Genomic DNA, 18,978 nt, shown 5'->3' on the forward strand with positions numbered 1-18,978 from the left:
GGCTCAAGCCGATTTCTTCGGGAGAACGGTGATTTATTGTGCTTGAGTGGTCCAACCATTTGTTCTGCTTGATAAATCAGGATGATGAAAGGCGCCTTGTGAGGCCTTTCGCCGGCTTGTCGCTGCCCTCATCGTCGGCCGACTCCTGAGGATTGAGCTGATTCACCAGCCGCTCCTCCAGCGCCAGCTGCTCGTTCTGGGTCAAGGGCTCGCCCGCGAGTGTGGTGAGGCTGAAGAAGTCCTCCACCCGCTCGCCTATGGTGGTGATCTTGGCGGCATGGAGCGACAGGCCGCACTGCTGGAACACGGCGCCGATGCGGGCCAGCAGCCCCGGGGTATCCAGCGCCGTCAGCTCCAGCAGGGTGTGGCGGGTCTCCCCCTTGTGGGGCAAAAACACCGCCCGGGTTGGTACGCTGAACTGGCGGTGGCGCCGTGACAGCGGCTTGTTGCGCAGCACCAGTTTGCCCGGCTCCTGCAAGGCCTTCTCCAGCGCCTTCTTGATGGTGGCGGTGCGGTTGGGGCTGATGGGCTCGCCGCTCGGCTCCAGCACCACGAAGGTATCCAGCACATAGTCGCTGCGCGAATTCATGATCTGGGCATCGTGGATGTTGAGGTTCTTCTGATCCAGCGCCGAGGCCACGGTGGCGAACAGATTCGGGGTATCGCGGCAGTAGATGAACACCTCGCTGCCCCCCCGGGTCGGATGCTTGCCGATGATCACCAGCGGGGCCGGGTTGTCGCCATGTTCGATGATCTTGCGACAGTGCCAGGCGATCTGCTCCGGGCTGTGGCGCAGGAAGTAGTCGGCCTTGAAGTCGCTCCACAGCTGGTTGATGGCCTCTTCCGGTACGTCCCGCTGAGCCAGGATCTGCTTGGCCTGACGCTGGTTCTCGCGAATGCGCAGTCGCATGTCGGGCGGGTTTTCCAGCCCCTGGCGCAGCGCCTTCTGGGTGGCGAAGTAGAGTTCGCGCAGCAGTGTGCCTTTCCAGTCGTTCCAGAGGGTGTCGTTGGTGGCGCAGATGTCGGCCACCGTCAGGCAGTAGATAAGGTCGAGATGCTGCTCGTCGCGCACCTTCTGGGCAAAGTCGGTGACCACTTCGGGGTCGTAGATGTCGCGGCGCTGGGCGGTGACCGACATCAGCAGGTGGTGGCGCACCAGCCAGGCGACCAGTCGACTTTCGTAGCGATCCAGGCCGTGCAGCTGGCAGAACTCCAGCGCATCGACGGCGCCGAGTTCGGAGTGATCCCCGCGCCGGCCCTTGGCGATGTCGTGAAACAGGGCGGCGATGCTGAGCAGCTCCGGCTTGCGCAGCCGGGTGAACACCTCGTGGCAGAGCGGGTGGGTCTGGCGGCTGGCCGGATTGGGAAACTGGTGGATGTTCTTGAGCAGCCGGTGGGTGTGCTCATCGACCGTGTAGGCGTGGAACATGTCGAACTGCATCTGGCCGACGATGAGGTTCCACTGGGGCAAATAGGCCGCTAGGATCCCGTATTTGTGCATCAGGGAGAGCGGCTGACCTATGCCGTTGGGATGGCGCAGCAGCGCCATGAACAGGCGGCGGCACTCGGGCAAATCCTGCAGCCAGCAGTTGAGCTTGCGGCGCGCCTCGCGCAGCTGGCGCAGGGTGGCGGAGTGGATGCCGGCAATCTCGGGATGCTGGGCTATCTGGTAGAAGAGCCGCAGTATGGCGGCGGGCTCGCGGCCAAACAGCTCGGAATCCACCGCATCGATGAGGCGACCCCGCAGCTGGAATTCGTCGGAGAGGCGGCGCACGTCCATGGCGGTGTTGCCGAGAATAGCCTCGTCAAACAGCTGCAACAGCATCTCGTTGAGCTCGGAGACCCGCCGCACCGTCTGATAGAAGCGTTTCATCATCTGTTCGACCGGGCTGTTGCCGTCCCCCTCGAATCCCAGCATCTGGGCCACGGTGCGCTGGCGGTCGAACAGCAGCCGGTTGTCGCCCTTGTTGATGGCCATGTGCAGGGCGAAGCGCACCTTCCACAGGAAATTCTGGCAGTCGAGCAGCTCGCGATACTCGGCCCGGTTGAGAAAGCCGTGGCTGGTCATCTCGAACAGGGTGGTGGCGCCGAAATGGCGGCGGGCGACCCAGGCCAGGGTCTGGATGTCCCGCAGTCCGCCCGGATTGCTCTTGAGATCCGGCTCCAGCTTGTAGGCGGTCCCCTGAAATTGCTGGTGGCGCAGGGCCTGCTCTTCGCGCTTGGCCTGGAAGAACTGCTCGCTCGGCCAGAAGTGCTGGGGGCCGGTCGCCTCCTTGAGTTGCTGGAAACCCTCCTGGCGGCCGGTGATATAGCGCGCCTCGATCAGGTTGGTGGCGACCGTGATGTCGGCGCGGCCCTGCTCTATGCATTCGGCCACATTGCGTACCGCCTGGCCGACCTCCAGCTTGAGATCCCACAGCAAGGTGATGAATTCGCCGATGCGCAGCCCCAGCACCTCGTCCAGCTCCTCCCCTTCATAGAGGATCAGCAGGTCTATGTCGGAGTGGGGGTGCAACTCGCCGCGGCCATAGCCGCCTACTGCGATCAGGGTGAGCGCCGTCTTGTCGAAGCCGAACTTCTGCCACAGCCGGGTCAGCAACTCATCCATGTATTCGGAGCGGGTGGCCACCAGTTCTATGATGTTGTCACCGGCATCGAAACGGGCGTGCAGCCAGCCGAGAAAACGGCTCAGATACTCTTTGCAGTTCTCGCGGGTGAGCTGATCGTCGGGTAACAGATGGGGGGAAAGCAGGCTGGCATCCATGGCATCTCACACTCTCGGTCTGGCCGGATAAAGATCAACCCCGGCGTGTGGCCGGGGTTGAATGTCAAACGTGACGGATAACGCGGTCGATGGTGTCATCGGGGCGCAGGGTGAGCACCTCGCAGCCATCCTCGGTCACCAGCAGGGTGTGTTCCCACTGGGCTGAGTCGCCGCCATCCTTGGTGGTCACGGTCCAGCCATCTTTCGGGTTGATGCGGCAGTGATACTTCTTGCTGTTGACCATGGGCTCTATGGTGAAGCACATGCCCGGCTTGAGCTCCTGCTTGCCGCCGTTGCGGTAGTGCAGGATCTGCGGTTCCTCGTGGAATTCGCTGCCGATGCCGTGGCCACAGTAGTCGCGCACCACGGAGAAGCCTGCCTTCTCGACGATGGGCTGGATCAGGGCGCCAATCTCTGTGATGCACATGCCGGGGCGCACCTGCTTGATGGCGGCGTACAGGCTCTCCTGGGCGACCTTGCACAGCTGGCGACGCAGCGGTGTGGTCTCACCCACGATGAACATGGCGGAGGTGTCACCGTGGTAGCCATCCTTGATGACTGTGATGTCCAGGTTGATGATGTCCCCTTCCCGCAATTTCTTGTGGTTGGGGATGCCGTGACAGATGACGTCGTTCACCGAGGTGCAGATGGACTTGGGGAAGCCGTGGTAGTTGAGCGGGGCCGGGATCGCCTGCTGTACGTCGACAATATAGTCGTGGCACAGGGTGTTCAGCTCGTCGGTGGTGACGCCTGCCTTGACGTGGGGGGCTATCATGATCAGCACATCGGCGGCCAGCTGGCCGGCAACGCGCATCTTTTCAATCTCTTCCGGTGTCTTGATTTTAATGGACATGGGATCTCTCTTGGGGCCTGACTGCGCATCCTGTCGATGCCCAACAATCAGGTAATGAAAAATAGATGCGTTTGCAATCAGGCCAAAATTTTATCCCCAACCCCCGTTTACTTCCAGTGTGATTGTCATCACAACGTCAAATCCTCTGCCCAGCATCCACTACAGGGATCCATTTTTAGCACCCCGGCCGGTGGTGTCCTGACCAAAGTTATGGTATAAAGCGCGCCGGAATGGGGAACTTGCGTCCGCATTTCATCACCCTTACTCAATAACACACACACATCGACACCTGTACCGGGGTGCCCCTTTGGGGTCGGTTACATGGGATGTGTGGAGGCCTAACCCCAATACAGAGGTATAAAATGGCTAAAGTTTCTATGCGCGACATGCTGCAAGCCGGCGTTCACTTCGGTCACCAGACTCGTTACTGGAACCCGAAAATGAAGTCCTACATCTTCGGTGCCCGCAGCAAGGTTCACATCATCAACCTGGAAAAAACCGTTCCGATGTTTGACGATGCCATGAACTTCATCAGCTCAGTAGCTGCCAAGAAAGGCAAGGTACTGTTCGTAGGTACCAAGCGTGCCGCGTCTGAAGCCGTAAAAGATGCCGCTGATCGTTGCGACCAGTTCTATGTCAACCACCGCTGGTTGGGTGGCATGCTGACCAACTGGAAAACCGTTCGTCAGTCCATCAAGCGCCTGAAAGATCTGGAAACCCAGAGCCAGGACGGTACCTTCGAAAAGCTGACCAAGAAAGAGGCGCTGATGCGTACTCGCGAAATGGACAAGCTGGAGAAGAGCCTGGGTGGTATCAAGAACATGGGCGGCCTGCCTGACGTGCTGTTCGTTGTCGATGCCGACCACGAGCACATCGCTATCAAAGAAGCCAACAACCTGGGTATCCCGGTAGTTTCCATCGTTGATACCAACTCCAACCCGGACGGCGTTGATTACGTCATCCCGGGTAACGACGATGCTATCCGTGCCGTACAGCTGTATCTGAATGCTGCTGCTGACACCGTACTGGAAGCTCGCGCTCAGGACATCGTTGTTCAAGCCGAACAAGATGGCTTCGTTGAAGCTGAGTAATTGATAAGGACTGAAAAGCCCTTATTAACCAAGCTGATGTAATTGGTTAGCAGGGGCCCTTGTGGCCCCTGTTTCTTGTCAATTCAAGACCGAGGATACTGGACATGGCTAACGTTACTGCCGCCCTGGTAAAAGAACTGCGCGAGCGCACCGCCGCTGGCATGATGGATTGCAAAAAAGCACTGGAAGAAGCTGCTGGTGATATCGAGCTGGCAATCGAGAACATGCGCAAATCCGGTCAGGCCAAAGCCGCCAAGAAAGCAGGCCGTATCGCTGCTGAAGGCGTGATTTTCGCCCGTACCGAAGGCAACATTGCTGCCATGATCGAGCTGAACAGCGAAACCGACTTCGTCGCCAAAGATGCCAGCTTCATGGCAATGGGCCAGAAGATCGCCGATATCGCCGCGACCCAGAAAATTGCTGACGTCGACGCCCTGAAAGCGACCGATTTCGGCAACGGTGAGTCCATCGAGCTGACCATCACCAACCTGATCGCCAAGATCGGTGAGAACATGAACCTGCGTCGCGTGATGCTGGTTGAAGGTGACAACCTGGGCACCTACGTTCACGGTTCCCGCATTGGTGTTATCACCAAGCTGACCGGTGGTTCCGCCGAGCTGGCCAAAGATCTGGCCATGCATGTTGCAGCCAACAGCCCGCAATTCGTCAAGCCTGAAGACGTGTCTGCTGAAGTCGTTGCCAAAGAGCGCGAAATTCAGATCGACATCGCCATCAACTCCGGCAAGCCGAAAGAGATCGCCGAGAAGATGGTTGAAGGCCGCATGAAGAAGTTCACCGGTGAGGTTTCCCTGACTGGTCAGCCGTTCGTGAAGGATCCTTCCATGACGGTTGCCGAGCTGCTGAAGAAAGAAGGCGCTGACGTTGTCTCCTTCACCCGTTTCGAAGTGGGCGAAGGCATCGAGAAGCAAGAGACCGATTTCGCTGCTGAAGTAGCAGCCCAAATCGCGGCCGCTCAGAAGGCCTAACCGAACCGGTTTTTCCGTTTCCCCAGACCGCGACTTATGTCGCGGTCTTTATATGACCAGGAATCAGTGACATGAGTACCAATCCCAAGCCTGCATACAGACGTGTTCTTCTGAAGTTGAGTGGTGAAGCCCTGCAAGGATCCGAGGGTTTTGGCATTGATCCGGCGGTGCTGGAGCGGATGGCCCAAGAGATCAAGGAACTGGTTGAGCTGGGTGTTCAGGTCGGTCTGGTCATCGGTGGCGGCAACCTGTTCCGTGGTGCCGGTCTTGCCAAAGCGGGCATGAACCGCGTGGTGGGCGACCACATGGGTATGCTGGCCACCGTGATGAACGGTCTGGCCATGCGTGATGCCCTGCATCGTGCTTATGTGAATGCCCGTCTGATGTCTGCCATTTCCCTGCAGGGCGTCTGCGATTCCTATAGCTGGGCCGAGGCCATCAGCCAGCTGCGCGCCGGCAAGGTAGTGATCTTTTCTGCCGGTACCGGCAACCCCTTCTTTACCACCGACTCCGCGGCCTGCCTGCGCGGGATCGAGATCGAAGCCGACGTGGTGCTCAAGGCCACCAAGGTCGATGGCGTATTCACGGATGACCCGGTCAAGAACCCGGATGCCGTGCTGTACCATGAATTGAGTTATGATGAAGTTCTTGAAAAAGAACTCAAAGTGATGGATCTTGCTGCTTTTACTCTGGCCCGTGACCATGATCTGCCGATCCGCGTGTTCAACATGAACAAACCGGGTGCGCTGCGTCGGGTTATCATGGGTGAGCCGGAAGGCACCCTGATCCACCACATCGGCAAGTAAGACAAGAGATCAGGCTGGAAGGCGCTCTTATTCATTACGCCAGCAAATAAATATGATAGACACGAGCCGCGTGGCGGCTCGTTCGCCAAAAGGAAAACCACTGTGATCAACGAGATTAAAAACGACGCCAAGGACCGTATGGCCAAGAGCGTAGAGTCGCTCAAGACCCAGATGTCCAAGATCCGTACCGGCCGTGCTCATCCGAGCCTGCTCGACGGTATCCAGGTTGAGTATTACGGTGCTGCCACTCCTCTGAAACAGTTGGCCAACGTGGTGGCAGAAGATGCTCGTACCCTGTCCATCTCCATTTTTGACCGCTCCATGATCCAGGCGGTAGAGAAGGCCATCCTGACCTCTGATCTGGGCCTGAACCCGTCCAGCAACGGTCAGACCCTGCGCGTACCCTTGCCGCCGCTGACCGAGGAGCGTCGCCGCGATCTGACCAAGATCGTCCGTGCCGAAGCCGAAGGTGCCCGTGTGGCCGTGCGCAACATCCGTCGCGATGCCAACGCCGACCTGAAAGCGCTGCTCAAGGACAAAGAGATCTCCGAAGACGACGACCGTCGTGCCCAGGAAGAGATCCAGAAACTCACTGATGCCTTCATCAAGCTGGTGGATGACGCCCTGGCCGCGAAGGAAAAGGAGCTAATGGAAATCTAAGTCTCTGACAGGTATATTACGAGCGCCGTGTAGTGCCCCTGCACGGCGCTTTTGTCTTTGTGGGAGAAATGAATGTCGCTTTTGGCAGCGTTAGGTGATTGTGCCAACTCGTCCTTGCCTCGTCATGTGGCCATCATCATGGATGGCAACGGACGCTGGGCTCAGAACCGTGGCAAGATGCGGGTCTATGGTCACAAGGCGGGCGTGCAGTCTGTTCGTGAGGCGGTGACCTTTGCCGCGCGCGCCAAGATAGAGGCGTTGACCCTGTTTGCCTTCTCCAGTGAGAACTGGCGGCGACCGGAAGGGGAGGTCAGTGCCCTGATGGAGCTGTTCCTGACCGTGCTGGGCCGTGAGGTCAAGAAACTGCACAGCAACGGGATCCGGCTCAAGGTGATCGGTGATACCGCCCGCTTCAGCGACCGCTTGCAGGCCAAGATCGCCAAGGCTGAGGCCCTGACCGCCGACAACCAGGGGCTGACCCTCAATATTGCCGCCAATTACGGTGGCCAGTGGGATATCGCCCAGGCGGCCCGTAAACTGGCCCGTGCCGTGGCGGCGGGCGAGCTGGACGCCGATACCATCGATGAGTCCCTGCTGGCCGGGCAAGTCTGCATGGCCGACCTGCCCCCCGTGGATCTGTTGATCCGGACCGGTGGTGATCATCGCATCAGCAATTTTGTGTTATGGCAGCTCGCCTATGCCGAGCTCTATTTTACCCCGGTATTGTGGCCCGATTTCAACGAGGCCGAGTTCAGTGAGGCCGTTGCCTCTTTCGTTGCCCGTGAGCGTCGCTTCGGGTGTACGGGTGAACAGATACGGGAATTGATCGCCGAGCATCAGACCGGCTAAACCCCCTCCCAAGAGAGAGGTTTCTTTTGCTAAAACAACGAATTATTACCGCATTGCTACTGGTTCCCCTGGTGTTGGGGGCGCTATTCTTTCTGCCGTTGAAATTCTTTGCCCTGTTGGCAGCCCTGGTGTTTCTGTTGGCCAGCCGCGAGTGGAGCGGCTTCGTCTCTGCCCAGCCGCAGCAATGGCTGCCGCTGGTGTTCTGTCTGTTGCTCGGTGCCAGCCTGTTCTGGCTGCCGGTCGAGCAGCTGTGGACCCCGCACTTGCATCCGCTGGTGATGGGCGTGCTCTGGACTGCGGTCAGCTGGTGGCTGCTGGGGCTGCTGCTGGTATTGCGTTATCCCCAGAGCGCCAAGTTGTGGAAAGAGTCCATCTGGCTCAAGTCCCTGTTCGGTCTGGTGACCCTGGTGCCCTTCTTCTGGTCCCTGGTGGCCATCCGTGGTTACAACTTCTATCACGACCCCATGATGGGGGCCTGGATCCTGTTGTTCGTCATGGGGCTGGTCTGGGCGGCAGATTCTGGCGCGTACTTTTTCGGCAAGGCCTTTGGCAAACACAAGCTGGCGCCGGCCGTCAGCCCGGGCAAAACCATCGAAGGCATGGTTGGCGGCCTGTTTACCGCCAGCCTGCTGGCCGTTGCCGTGACCTGGTTCATGGGCTTCGTGCCCGCCAAGATGGCCATAGTGCTGTTCTGCTCCCTGCTGGCTGTGCTGGCGTCCGTGCTCGGCGATCTGACCGAGAGCATGTTCAAGCGGGAAGCTGGCATCAAGGATTCCGGCACCCTGCTGCCCGGTCATGGCGGTATTCTCGACCGGATCGACAGCCTGACCGCCGCCCTGCCGGTATTCCTGCTCAGCTACCTGTTGCTCAGCCAGGAATTCTGATGCCTCGCTCGCTGATGATCCCGGGAGCATCCGGCTCCGTCAGTCTGTTACTCGTTCAGGAGTCTTGATGCATAGTCTGATGATCTTGAAGGCTTTCGGCTCCATTCATTCGTTAGCAAGTCGGGAGTGTTGATGCATAACCTGGTGATCCTGGGAGCCTCCGGCTCCATCGGTCAGAGCACCCTCAAGGTACTGCGGCAGAATCCGGGCCGTTGGCAAGTTCTGGCGCTGACGGCGGCCCGCAGCGTGGACGCCATGCTGCGCGATTGTCTCGAATTCTTCCCCCGCTTCGCCGTCATGGTGGATGAAGAAGCGGCCGCCATGCTGGCAGGCCGGCTCAAGAGCCATGGCAGCGTGACCCGGGTACTGTCCGGTCAGGCCGCCCTGTGCGAGGTGGCAGCCCATCCTGATGTTCACAGCGTGATGGCGGCCATCGTCGGTGCCGCTGGCCTGGCGCCCACCATGGCTGCGGTGCGCGCCGGCAAGCGCATCCTGCTGGCCAATAAGGAGGCGCTGGTGATGTCCGGCGCTTTCTTCATGGAGGCGGTGCGCGAGCATGGCGCCGAGCTGCTGCCCATCGACAGCGAGCACAACGCGATTTTCCAGTGCCTGCCCGAAGCCATTCAGCGTCAGCCCGGTTTCTGCTCCCTGGCAGAAGCGGGCATCAGCAAGATACTGCTGACCGGCTCCGGCGGCCCGTTCCGCTACACCGACATTCAGGAACTGGCACGGGTCACGCCGGCCCAGGCGATCGCCCACCCGAACTGGTCCATGGGGGCCAAGATCTCGGTGGACTCCGCCACCATGATCAACAAGGGGCTGGAGTACATAGAGGCGCGCTGGCTGTTCAATGCGGCGCCCGAGCAGATCCAGGTGGTGATCCATCCCCAGTCCGTCATCCACTCCATGGTGCAGTACAAGGACGGCTCAGTGCTGGCCCAGCTTGGCAACCCGGACATGTGCACCCCCATAGCCCATGCCCTGGCCTATCCGGCTCGTGTTGAGTCTGGGGTGGAACCTTTGGATTTCTTCAGTGTCGGAGAATTCAGCTTTATCCGGCCCGATTATGAGCGTTATCCCTGCCTGGCGCTGGCCATGAGCGCCTGCCAGCAAGGGCAGGCGGCGACCACGGCGCTCAATGCCGCCAATGAAGAGGCCGTTGCGGCTTTCCTTGCAGAGCGGATCGGTTTTATGGATATTGCCAGAGTCAATGAGGCCATCATGGCGGCGCTGGGCAGTTCCGCCGTGGGCTCACTGGATGATTTGATTGCGCTGGATGGTGCGGCCCGTGCCCGTGCTCACAATTTGATTGAGGAGCTTAGCTGATGAGTGGTATTTCGTGGCATTGTGCTGCCTTCATCCTTGCCTTCGGGTATCGGACCATGCATGAAATCGAGGTGGCTGACTGATGAGTGCTGTGCTGTGGAATGACAAACATGCCTTGATGACTGCCTCCTTCAGTTGTTCGAATGGGTATGATATCGAGGTGATCGGCTGATGGGCGGCGTGTTGTGGAACATAGGTGCCTTTATTGTCGCCCTCGGGTTGCTGGTTGCGGTTCATGAATTCGGCCACTTCTGGGTGGCCCGTCGCTGTGGCGTCAAGGTCGAGCGTTTTTCCATCGGTTTTGGCAAGGCCATCTGGCGCCGGGTCGGCAAGGATGGCACCGAGTATGTGCTGGCGCTGATCCCGCTCGGCGGCTACGTCAAGATGCTCGATGGCCGGGTCGATGAGCTCAAACCTGGCGATGAGCAATTTGCCTTCAACCACAAGAGTGTCTGGGCACGCATGGCCATAGTGGCGGCGGGCCCCATGGCGAACTTCGTGTTTGCCCTGTTTGCCCTCTGGCTGATGTTCATGATCGGCGTCCCTGCTGTCAAACCCGTGGTGGGGGAGGTGCGTCCCGCTTCCATAGTGGCGGCAGCCGGGATCGAACCCGGCATGGAGATCGTCGGTGTCGGCGACAAGGCGACCGGTGACTGGGAGAGCGTGACCTATGCCCTCATCAGCCACCTGGGCGATGATTCCGTGCAGCTCAAACTGAAAGCGGCCAACACCAGCTACGCGGTGGACAAGACCCTCCAGCTCGATGGCTGGCAGTTCGACCCGGACAAGGAGTCACCCATCGGCAGCCTGGGGATAGTGCCCCTTGGCGGCAAGGTGCTGCCCGTGGTCGAGGCCATAGTGCCCAAGAGTGCCAGCGAAAAGGCCGGCATTCAGGTCGGTGATCGCATCAAGCGGGTGGGCGAGCAGGAGGTCACCGAGTGGGCCCAGTTCGTGCTCCTGGTGCAGCAGTCACCGGAGCAGCCATTGCCGGTCGTGGTGGAGCGGGCGGGCAGCGAGCTGACCCTGACCCTGACCCCGGATGTGAAAAAAGTGCGGGGCCAGCTGGTCGGTTTTGTCGGCCTGTCACCGCAACTGGTTCCATTACCGGATGAGTATCGAATTCTGTTACAGTATGGGCCTTTGCAAGCCCTGTGGCAGGGAGCCCAGAAGACTTGGAGCCTGACCACACTGACCTTTGACATGATTGGCAAGCTGATTGGTGGCATCGTCTCGCTGGATAATCTGAGCGGTCCCATCTCCATTGCCAAGGGCGCAGGCAGCAGTGCCGATTACGGTCTGGTCTATTTCCTCGGTTTTCTGGCGCTGATCAGCGTCAACCTGGGGATCATCAACCTGATTCCCCTGCCGGTGCTGGATGGTGGCCATCTGGTCTACTTCTTCATCGAGGCGGTCACCGGCAAGCCGGTATCAGAAAAAATTCAGGAAGTGGGTTTCAGGATCGGCGCCGCCATTCTGATGTTACTGATGGGCATTGCGCTGTTTAATGATTTCGCTCGCCTCTGAGGCCAGAGCATCAACAAGGACACACAAGAACAAAATGGCTGTTAAAAAAGCATTGGTGTTGAGTTGCCTGCTGGGTGCCAGTTTCCTGGCCCAGGCGGCCCCTGCCTCTTTTGTGGTGCAAGATATCCAGGTCGATGGCTTGCAGCGAGTGACGCTGGGTGCCGCCCTGTTGAACCTGCCGATCCGGGTTGGCGATACCGTCGATTCCGTGACCCTGGCCAACGCCATCAAGAAGCTCTACTCCTCCGGCAACTTCGAGGACGTGAAGGTTTACCGTGACGGTCAGGTGCTGCAAGTGGCGGTCAAGGAGCGGCCGACCATCTCCAGCATCGAGTTTTCAGGCAACAAGGATATCAAGGAAGAGCAGCTGACCCAGAGCCTGGAGTCCTCCGGCATCCGGGTGGGTGATCCCCTGGATCGCACCGTACTGAGCTCCCTCGAGAAGGGGCTGGAAGATTTCTACTACGGCGTGGGCAAATACTCTGCCAGAGTCAAGGCCATCGTCACCCCGCTGCCGCGCAACCGGGTCGACCTCAAGTTCACCTTCGTGGAAGGGGAAGCGGCCAAGATCCAGCAGATCAACATAGTCGGCAACAATGTCTTCCCGGAAGAGAAGCTGCTGGCCCAGCTCTCCCTCAAGGATGATGTGCCTTGGTGGAACTTCACCGGTGATCAGCGTTACCAGAAACAGAAACTGGCCGGTGACATCGAGACCCTGCGATCCTACTACATGGATCGCGGCTACATCCGCTTCGCCCAGGAGTCGACCCAGGTCTCCATGACCCCGGACAAGAAGGGCGTCTACGTGACCCTGAACGTCAAGGAAGGGGATCAGTACAAGGTCTCCGGCGTTCAGCTCAAGGGCGACATGATAGATCGTGGCGGCGAGATGAAGGGCCTGATCCCCATCGAAGCCGGCAGCATCTACTCCGCCAGCCAGGTTACCCATACCGAAGAGGTGCTCTCCAAGTTCCTTGGCCGTTACGGCTACGCCTACCCGAAAGTGGTCACCTTCCCCCAGGTCAATGACAAGACCAAGGAAGTGGAGCTGATCGTCAACATAGAGCCGGGTCCCCGTGTCTATGTGCGCAACATCAACTTCAGCGGCAACGTCACCACCAAGGATGAAGTGCTGCGCCGCGAGATGCGTCAGATGGAAGGCACCTGGCTCTCCTCCGACAGCGTCGAGCAGTCCAAGACCCGTCTCAACCGCCTCGGCTACTTCGAAACCGCGGAAGTGGATACCAAGCGGGTGCCGGGCAGCGATGACCAGGTCGATCTCGACTTCAAGGTCAAGGAGCAGCCAGCGGGCTCCATCAACGCCGGCGTGGGCTATGGTACCGAATCGGGCCTGAGCCTGCAGGCAGGCCTGCAGCAGGACAACTTCATGGGGACCGGCAAGAAGATCGGCATCTCCGCCAGTACCAACAAGTACTCCAAGAGCGTCGACCTCAGCTACAACGATCCCTACTTCACCGTGGACGGAGTCAGCCTGGGTGGTCGTCTCTACTACAACCAGTTCAGTGCGGCCGACGCCAACATAGTCGACTACGAGAACACCACAGTCGGCTTCCGCCTCTCCAGTGGTTTCCCGGTCAACGAGAACAACCGCCTCGACTTCAGCCTCGGCCTTGAGAACAACAAGCTGTCCCAGCCCAACCCCTATCTGCAGGTGGATGAGTTCTGGAAGGTGTACAGCAAGAACAAGGATGGCGACAACCGCATGGTGTTCAACACCGTCGACGTCACCGCCGGCTGGACCCGTTCCACCCTCAACAAGGGGATGTTCCCGACCGCCGGTGACCGTCAGCGTGTGAACGCCAAGGTGACAGTGCCGGGCATGGATCTGCAGTACTTCAAGCTGAACGCCGAAGATGCGCACTACTTCCCGTTCGATGCGGATCACAAGTGGGTGCTGATGGCCAAGGCCCGCGCCTCCTACGGCAACGGTTACGGCAGCAACGGCAACTATGACCACGTACTGCCGTTCTTCGAGAACTACTTCGCCGGTGGTTTCGATACCCTGCGCGGCTTCAAGAGCAACACCGTGGGTCCGAAGGCGCTCTACTACTACAACCTGAGCGGCAACGACGTCATCCAGGGCACCGACAGCTCGGTGGGCGGCAACGCTCTGGCGGTGGCCTCCCTCGAGATGATAGTGCCGACGCCGTTCGCGTCAGAGACCTATCAGCCCCAGCTGCGTACCAGCTTCTTCATCGACGCCGGTTCAGTGTGGGATACCACCTTCGACTATGCCCAGTACCAGAACCGCTGTTTCAGTGGTTGCAACTATCTGAGCGACTATTCGGACCCGACCAACTACCGCGCCTCGGCCGGTCTGTCGCTGCAGTGGCTCTCCCCCATGGGACCCCTGGTGTTCGCGATTGCCCGTCCGCTCAAGCAGTACGAGGGCGATCGCACCGAGTTCTTCTCATTCAACATCGGCCGCACCTTCTAAGGACGGACGCACCCCCACCCAGGCGGTGGGGGTATTCAATGATGGGACGCGCAGCTTGCGTGCCTCACCAGGTAACAAGTCGGTCCGGGTACCACTTGCATAATCAGGTAAATCAGGTAGCCCTCACATGAGGGAACAAGGAGTAAGTGTGAATAAAGCGTTGAAAGTAGCTGGTTTGAGTTTTGCACTGATGGCTGCCGGCATGGGCTCCGCCTTGGCCGAGACCAAGATCGCCGTGGTCGACATGGGCGAAGTATTCCAAAAGCTGCCCCAGCGTGAAGCAGTCTCCAAGAAGCTGAAAGGTGAATTCGAGCCGCGCATGCGTGAGCTGCAGAAGCTGGAATCCGACGGTCAGGCTCTGGTCGAGAAGTTCAAGAAGGACGAAGCCTTCATGAGCGCCGAGCAGAAGAAGCAGAACCAGGAGAAACTGGCCAAGCTGCAGATGGAGTTCAACCAGAAGCGTCAGGCGTTCGAGCAGGACAACGGTCGCCGTCAGTCCGAAGAGCGCGGCAAGATCCTGACCAAGGTACAGGCTGCCATCGATTCCATCGCCAAGAGCAATGGTTATGATCTGGTGCTGGAGCGCAATGCCGCCCCGTATGCCGCCAGCAAGCTGGACATCTCTGCCCAGGTTATTTCTCAGGTAAGCAAGAGCAACTAATTGATGGCATTCACTCTCGCACAGCTGGCCCAGCAACTGGGGGCCCAGGTCCATGGCGACGGAACCCTGGAAATCCGCAAGGTAGCGACACTGGAAAAGGCCGGGGAGGGGGATATCGCCTTCCTGTCCAATAAAAAGTACCGGCATTATCTGGAACAGAGCGAGGCCACGGCCGTGCTCATTACAGAAGCGGATCTGCCATTTTGTCCCACCAATGCCCTGGTGATCAAAGACCCCTATGTAGGGTTTGCCCGGGTAGCCCAACTGCTGGACACCACGCCTCAACCGGCCACGGATATCCATCCGAGCGCCGTTATCGCGGCCGACGTGCAACTGGGCGAGAGAGTGGCCATCGGGGCCAATGCGGTGATCGAATCCGGCGTGGTGCTGGGGGATGACGTGCGCATAGGCCCAGGCTGTTTTGTTGGCAAGAATACCCGACTGGGAGCACGCTCCCGGTTGTGGGCCAACGTCACCCTGTATCACAACATCACCATGGGCACCGACTGTCTGGTTCAATCCGGCACAGTGATCGGGGCCGATGGGTTCGGTTATGCCAATGAGCGTGGCGAGTGGATCAAGATCCCCCAGCTCGGTGGCGTGACCATAGGCAATCGGGTCGAGATTGGGGCCTGCACCACCATAGACCGCGGTGCGCTGGAAGATACCCGCATCGCGGATAACGTCATCATCGACAACCAGTGCCAGATCGCCCACAACGTCGAGATCGGTTACGGCACCGCCGTGGCCGGTGCGACCACTATGGCTGGTAGTCTCAAGGTCGGCAAATACTGTATCATTGGCGGCGCCTCCGTCTTTAACGGGCACATGGAGATCTGCGATCAGGCCACCATTACCGGCATGGCCATGGTGATGCGACCCATTACCGAGCCCGGTGTCTACTCTTCCGGCATCCCCCTGCAAACCAATAAAGAGTGGCGCAAGACCGCCGCCCGGGTGATGCGTATCGAAGAGATGCACAAGCGGTTGAGCAAGCTTGAGAAGAAGCTGGATCAAGAATAATCACGATTGGTATAGGGTACTGTTTTGACTACTGAAAAGAAGAGCCTGGGTATCCAGGAAATCATGGATCTGCTGCCCCACCGTTATCCCTTCCTGATGGTGGACAAGGTGGAAAGCTACGAGATCAGCGACGAGCGCAAGACCCTGCGCGCCATCAAGAACGTCTCGTTCAACGAGCCGATCTTCCAGGGGCACTTCCCGGCCAAGCCGGTGTTCCCTGGCGTACTGATCCTGGAAGCCATGGCGCAGGCCACCGGTATCCTGGCGTTCACCATGGTGGGCAAGCCGTCCCCCAACGAACTCTATTACTTTGCCTCAATCGATAACGCTCGTTTCAAGCGTCCGGTCGGCCCTGGCGATCAGCTGGTGCTCGACGTGGTGTTCCTGAAAGAGCGCCGCGGTATCGCCAAGTTCACCGGTGTCGCCACCGTCGATGGTGAAGTGGTCTGTACCGCCGAGCTGATGTGCGCCAAACGCGAGGTTTAATACACGTGATCGACCAGACTGCCATCATTCACGATACCGCCATCGTCCATGAGTCTGCCGTGATCGGTAAAGGGGCTGAAATCGGCCCCTTTTCTGTCATCGGCGCCGAGGTTGAAATCGGCGAAAACACCTGGATAGGCTCCCATGTGGTGATCAAGGGCCCGACCAAGATAGGTCGCGGCAACAAGATCTTCCAGCACACCTCCATAGGTGAGGATTGCCAGGACAAGAAGTACGCCGGCGAGCGCACCTTCCTCGAGATCGGCGACAACAACGTCTTTCGCGAGAACTGCACAGTGCACCGCGGCACCATCCAGGATCAGTCCCTGACCAGGGTGGGCAGCGGCAACCTCTTCATGGTCAACGTGCACGTGGCCCATGACTGCATCATCGGTGACAACTGCATCTTCGCCAACAACGCGACCCTAGCGGGCCACGTGGTGATCGGCGATTTCGTGATCTTTGGCGGTCTCTCCGCGATCCACCAGTTTGGCCGGGTCGGTTCCCACGCCTTCGTCGGTGGCTGCGCCGCCCTGAACAAGGACGTGCCGCCCTACGTGATGGCGGCCGGCAACTACGCCAAGCCGTTCGGGGTCAACTCCGAAGGCCTGCGTCGTCGCGGCTACACGCCCGAAGCCATCTCGGCCGTCAAGCGAGCCTACAAGGAGATCTTCCGCTCCGGCAAGACCATCGAAGAGGTATTGCCCGTGCTGATCGAGATGGCGGCCAGCGAACCGGCCGTTCAGCTCTACGTGGATTTCCTCAAGGACAACGAGCGCGGGATCATCCGTGCCTGATCCCGTTCGCATCGGTATCGTCGCCGGAGAGACCTCCGGCGACATTCTGGCTGCCGGGCTGGTGCGTGAACTGCAGCGCCGCTATCCGGACGCGCAGTTTGAAGGGATCGCCGGGCCGCGGATGCAGGCCCTGGGCGTCAAGGCCCTGTTCGAGATGGAAGAGCTTTCCGTCATGGGGATCACTGAGGTGCTTGGCCGTCTGCCCCGCATCCTCAAGGTCCGCCGCGAACTGCTGCGCCACTTTATCGCCAATCCGCCCGACATCTTCGTCGGGGTGGATGCACCGGATTTCAATATCGGGGTGGAGCTGAAACTGCACCGCGCCGGTATCAAGACGGTTCACTATGTCAGCCCCTCGGTCTGGGCCTGGCGTCAGAACCGCATTCACAAGATCAAGGCCGCCACCGACATGGTGCTCGCCTTCCTGCCGTTCGAGAAAGCCTTCTACGACCGCTTCGACGCCCCTTGCCGCTTTGTCGGCCACACCATGGCGGACGATATTCCGCTGGTGCCGGATCAGGCCGCGGTGCGCCAGGCGCTGGGCATTGACCCGGGCCGGCGGTGGCTGGCGGTGCTGCCGGGCAGTCGCAGCGCCGAGGTGGGCTTCATGTCACCGGTATTTCTCGAGGCCTGCAAGCGGTTGACGGTGCGTTACCCGGATCTCGGCTTCATAGTGCCGCTGGTCAACGACAAACGGCGCGAGCAGTTCATGGCCATCAAGGCCGAGCTGGCGCCGGATCTCGACATGGTGCTGCTGGAGGGGCAGGGGCGCGAGGCGATGATAGCCGCCGATGCCGTGCTGCTCGCCTCCGGTACCGCCGCGCTGGAAGCCATGCTGGTGAAAAAGCCCATGGTGGTGGGTTACAAGCTCAAACCCTTCAGCTACTGGCTGGCCCAGCGGCTGGTGAAGACCGCCTATGTGTCCCTTCCCAACCTGCTGGCCGACCAGATGCTGGTGCCCGAGCTCATCCAGCACGAATGCACCCCGGACAATCTGGTGGAAGAGGTCAGCAAGCTGCTGGAACACGACAACCGCGAGCTCATCGCCACCTTCACCCGGCTGCACCAGCGCATTCGCTGCAACGCCGATGTGCAGGCCGCCGATGCGGTGGCCGACCTGCTCGGCAGATAATATTTCCGGGCGGCCGATTGGGCTGTGCTAATCGACCCCATGTCAGGCCCTGCGGGGCCTGTTTTGATTCAAGGCTGCAAGATGATGATCGATATTCCCGAAGACAGGCTGGTTGCCGGTGTGGACGAGGTGGGGCGTGGCCCCCTGGTGGGTGACGTGGTCACGGCCGCCGTGATCCTGGATCCCGCCAACCCCATTGTCGGGCTGGCAGACTCCAAGAAGCTCTCCGAGAAGAAACGGCTGGCGCTGTTTGACGAGATCAAGGCCAAGGCGCTGGCCTGGGCCATCGGCCGCGCCACGCCCGAGGAGATAGACGAGCTCAACATACTGCACGCCACCATGCTGGCGATGCAGCGCGCCGTGGCGGGCTTGTCCATCACCCCAGATCTGGTCTTTATCGACGGCAACCGCTGCCCAAGCTTGCCGATGGAGGCGCGCGCCGTGGTCAAGGGGGACAGCCTGGTGGCCGCCATCAGCGCCGCCTCGATTCTGGCCAAGGTGACCCGCGACGCCGAGATGACCGAGCTGGACAGCCGTCATCCCGAGTACGGTTTCGCCCGTCACAAGGGCTATCCGACCCCTGAGCACCTTGCCATCCTTGCCGAGCGCGGCCCCTTGCCCGAGTATCGGCAGAGTTTCAAACCGGTGCGCCGTGCACTGGGGATCGAGTAAACCATG

At 59.7% G+C, this 18,978-nt stretch carries 17 protein-coding genes; 15 read left to right on the forward strand and 2 right to left on the reverse strand.

From position 1 onward, the window contains the following. Positions 1-76 precede the first annotated feature (76 nt). Both glnD and map read right to left on the reverse strand, forming a co-directional pair. Positions 77-2,764 carry a bifunctional uridylyltransferase/uridylyl-removing protein GlnD gene (gene glnD / locus BN1118_RS04885; RefSeq protein ID WP_043554774.1) on the reverse strand — a complete coding sequence of 896 codons (2,688 nt, stop codon included), beginning with the start codon at positions 2,762-2,764 and terminating at the stop codon, positions 77-79. Between the two features lie 64 nt (positions 2,765-2,828). Beyond that, positions 2,829-3,617: a type I methionyl aminopeptidase gene (gene map, locus BN1118_RS04890; protein WP_042867193.1), complete on the reverse strand. Its 789-nt coding sequence runs from the start codon at positions 3,615-3,617 to the stop codon at positions 2,829-2,831. 362 nt (positions 3,618-3,979) lie between these two features. Between map and rpsB the strand changes: the two genes are divergently transcribed. The 15 genes from rpsB to rnhB all read left to right on the forward strand — a co-directional run bounded on the left by rpsB (position 3,980) and on the right by rnhB (position 18,972). After that, complete coding sequence (rpsB, locus tag BN1118_RS04895) at positions 3,980-4,708, forward strand: 30S ribosomal protein S2 (protein ID WP_042867194.1); 729 nt, start codon at positions 3,980-3,982, stop codon at positions 4,706-4,708. Positions 4,709-4,812: 104 nt separating this feature from the next. Then, complete coding sequence (gene tsf / locus BN1118_RS04900) at positions 4,813-5,694, forward strand: translation elongation factor Ts (protein ID WP_042038148.1); 882 nt, start codon at positions 4,813-4,815, stop codon at positions 5,692-5,694. Between the two features lie 71 nt (positions 5,695-5,765). Then, on the forward strand, positions 5,766-6,500 hold the full coding sequence (pyrH, locus tag BN1118_RS04905) for a UMP kinase (protein WP_042038153.1): 735 nt from the start codon (positions 5,766-5,768) through the stop codon (positions 6,498-6,500). Positions 6,501-6,602: 102 nt separating this feature from the next. Beyond that, the gene (gene frr, locus BN1118_RS04910) at positions 6,603-7,160 is read left to right on the forward strand and encodes a ribosome recycling factor (protein WP_042867195.1); all 558 of its coding nucleotides are present in this window, start codon (positions 6,603-6,605) and stop codon (positions 7,158-7,160) included. A 72-nt stretch (positions 7,161-7,232) separates the two neighbouring features. Then, positions 7,233-8,009: a polyprenyl diphosphate synthase gene (uppS, locus tag BN1118_RS04915; RefSeq protein ID WP_043554775.1), complete on the forward strand. Its 777-nt coding sequence runs from the start codon at positions 7,233-7,235 to the stop codon at positions 8,007-8,009. A gap of 26 nt (positions 8,010-8,035) precedes the next feature. Then, positions 8,036-8,893: a phosphatidate cytidylyltransferase gene (locus BN1118_RS04920; RefSeq protein ID WP_043134484.1), complete on the forward strand. Its 858-nt coding sequence runs from the start codon at positions 8,036-8,038 to the stop codon at positions 8,891-8,893. A gap of 132 nt (positions 8,894-9,025) precedes the next feature. Continuing rightward, positions 9,026-10,219 carry a 1-deoxy-D-xylulose-5-phosphate reductoisomerase gene (ispC, locus tag BN1118_RS04925; RefSeq protein ID WP_043554776.1) on the forward strand — a complete coding sequence of 398 codons (1,194 nt, stop codon included), beginning with the start codon at positions 9,026-9,028 and terminating at the stop codon, positions 10,217-10,219. A 171-nt stretch (positions 10,220-10,390) separates the two neighbouring features. Next, positions 10,391-11,743 carry a sigma E protease regulator RseP gene (gene rseP, locus BN1118_RS04930; protein WP_043554777.1) on the forward strand — a complete coding sequence of 451 codons (1,353 nt, stop codon included), beginning with the start codon at positions 10,391-10,393 and terminating at the stop codon, positions 11,741-11,743. A 34-nt stretch (positions 11,744-11,777) separates the two neighbouring features. Further along, positions 11,778-14,201 carry an outer membrane protein assembly factor BamA gene (gene bamA / locus BN1118_RS04935; protein WP_043554778.1) on the forward strand — a complete coding sequence of 808 codons (2,424 nt, stop codon included), beginning with the start codon at positions 11,778-11,780 and terminating at the stop codon, positions 14,199-14,201. 148 nt (positions 14,202-14,349) lie between these two features. Continuing rightward, on the forward strand, positions 14,350-14,862 hold the full coding sequence (locus BN1118_RS04940) for an OmpH/Skp family outer membrane protein (RefSeq protein ID WP_042867201.1): 513 nt from the start codon (positions 14,350-14,352) through the stop codon (positions 14,860-14,862). Positions 14,863-14,865: 3 nt separating this feature from the next. Continuing rightward, the gene (gene lpxD, locus BN1118_RS04945) at positions 14,866-15,885 is read left to right on the forward strand and encodes a UDP-3-O-(3-hydroxymyristoyl)glucosamine N-acyltransferase (RefSeq protein ID WP_043554885.1); all 1,020 of its coding nucleotides are present in this window, start codon (positions 14,866-14,868) and stop codon (positions 15,883-15,885) included. A 24-nt stretch (positions 15,886-15,909) separates the two neighbouring features. After that, complete coding sequence (gene fabZ / locus BN1118_RS04950; protein ID WP_042038166.1) at positions 15,910-16,371, forward strand: 3-hydroxyacyl-ACP dehydratase FabZ; 462 nt, start codon at positions 15,910-15,912, stop codon at positions 16,369-16,371. A gap of 5 nt (positions 16,372-16,376) precedes the next feature. Next, positions 16,377-17,168 carry an acyl-ACP--UDP-N-acetylglucosamine O-acyltransferase gene (gene lpxA, locus BN1118_RS04955; protein ID WP_084214007.1) on the forward strand — a complete coding sequence of 264 codons (792 nt, stop codon included), beginning with the start codon at positions 16,377-16,379 and terminating at the stop codon, positions 17,166-17,168. After that, positions 17,161-18,300, forward strand: a complete 1,140-nt coding sequence (lpxB, locus tag BN1118_RS04960; protein ID WP_043554780.1) for a lipid-A-disaccharide synthase — start codon at positions 17,161-17,163, stop codon at positions 18,298-18,300. The genes lpxA and lpxB overlap by 8 nt, the downstream gene beginning before the upstream one ends. A gap of 81 nt (positions 18,301-18,381) precedes the next feature. After that, positions 18,382-18,972 (forward strand): ribonuclease HII, encoded by a 591-nt coding sequence (gene rnhB, locus BN1118_RS04965; RefSeq protein WP_156994823.1) that lies wholly within the window; start codon positions 18,382-18,384, stop codon positions 18,970-18,972. Positions 18,973-18,978: the final 6 nt, after the last annotated feature.

Source organism: Aeromonas bestiarum, assembly GCF_000819745.1.
Lineage (GTDB): Bacteria > Pseudomonadota > Gammaproteobacteria > Enterobacterales > Aeromonadaceae > Aeromonas > Aeromonas bestiarum.

Bases quoted from the DNA above. Each gene is read 5' to 3' on its own strand.
- glnD (WP_043554774.1), bottom strand. From the start codon at position 2,764: ATGGATGCCAGCCTGCTTTCCCCCCATCTGTTACCCGACGATCAGCTC.
- map (WP_042867193.1), bottom strand. From the start codon at position 3,617: ATGTCCATTAAAATCAAGACACCGGAAGAGATTGAAAAGATGCGCGTT.
- rpsB (WP_042867194.1), top strand. From the start codon at position 3,980: ATGGCTAAAGTTTCTATGCGCGACATGCTGCAAGCCGGCGTTCACTTC.
- tsf (WP_042038148.1), top strand. From the start codon at position 4,813: ATGGCTAACGTTACTGCCGCCCTGGTAAAAGAACTGCGCGAGCGCACC.
- pyrH (WP_042038153.1), top strand. From the start codon at position 5,766: ATGAGTACCAATCCCAAGCCTGCATACAGACGTGTTCTTCTGAAGTTG.
- uppS (WP_043554775.1), top strand. From the start codon at position 7,233: ATGTCGCTTTTGGCAGCGTTAGGTGATTGTGCCAACTCGTCCTTGCCT.
- ispC (WP_043554776.1), top strand. From the start codon at position 9,026: ATGCATAACCTGGTGATCCTGGGAGCCTCCGGCTCCATCGGTCAGAGC.
- rseP (WP_043554777.1), top strand. From the start codon at position 10,391: ATGGGCGGCGTGTTGTGGAACATAGGTGCCTTTATTGTCGCCCTCGGG.
- bamA (WP_043554778.1), top strand. From the start codon at position 11,778: ATGGCTGTTAAAAAAGCATTGGTGTTGAGTTGCCTGCTGGGTGCCAGT.
- lpxD (WP_043554885.1), top strand. From the start codon at position 14,866: ATGGCATTCACTCTCGCACAGCTGGCCCAGCAACTGGGGGCCCAGGTC.
- rnhB (WP_156994823.1), top strand. From the start codon at position 18,382: ATGATGATCGATATTCCCGAAGACAGGCTGGTTGCCGGTGTGGACGAG.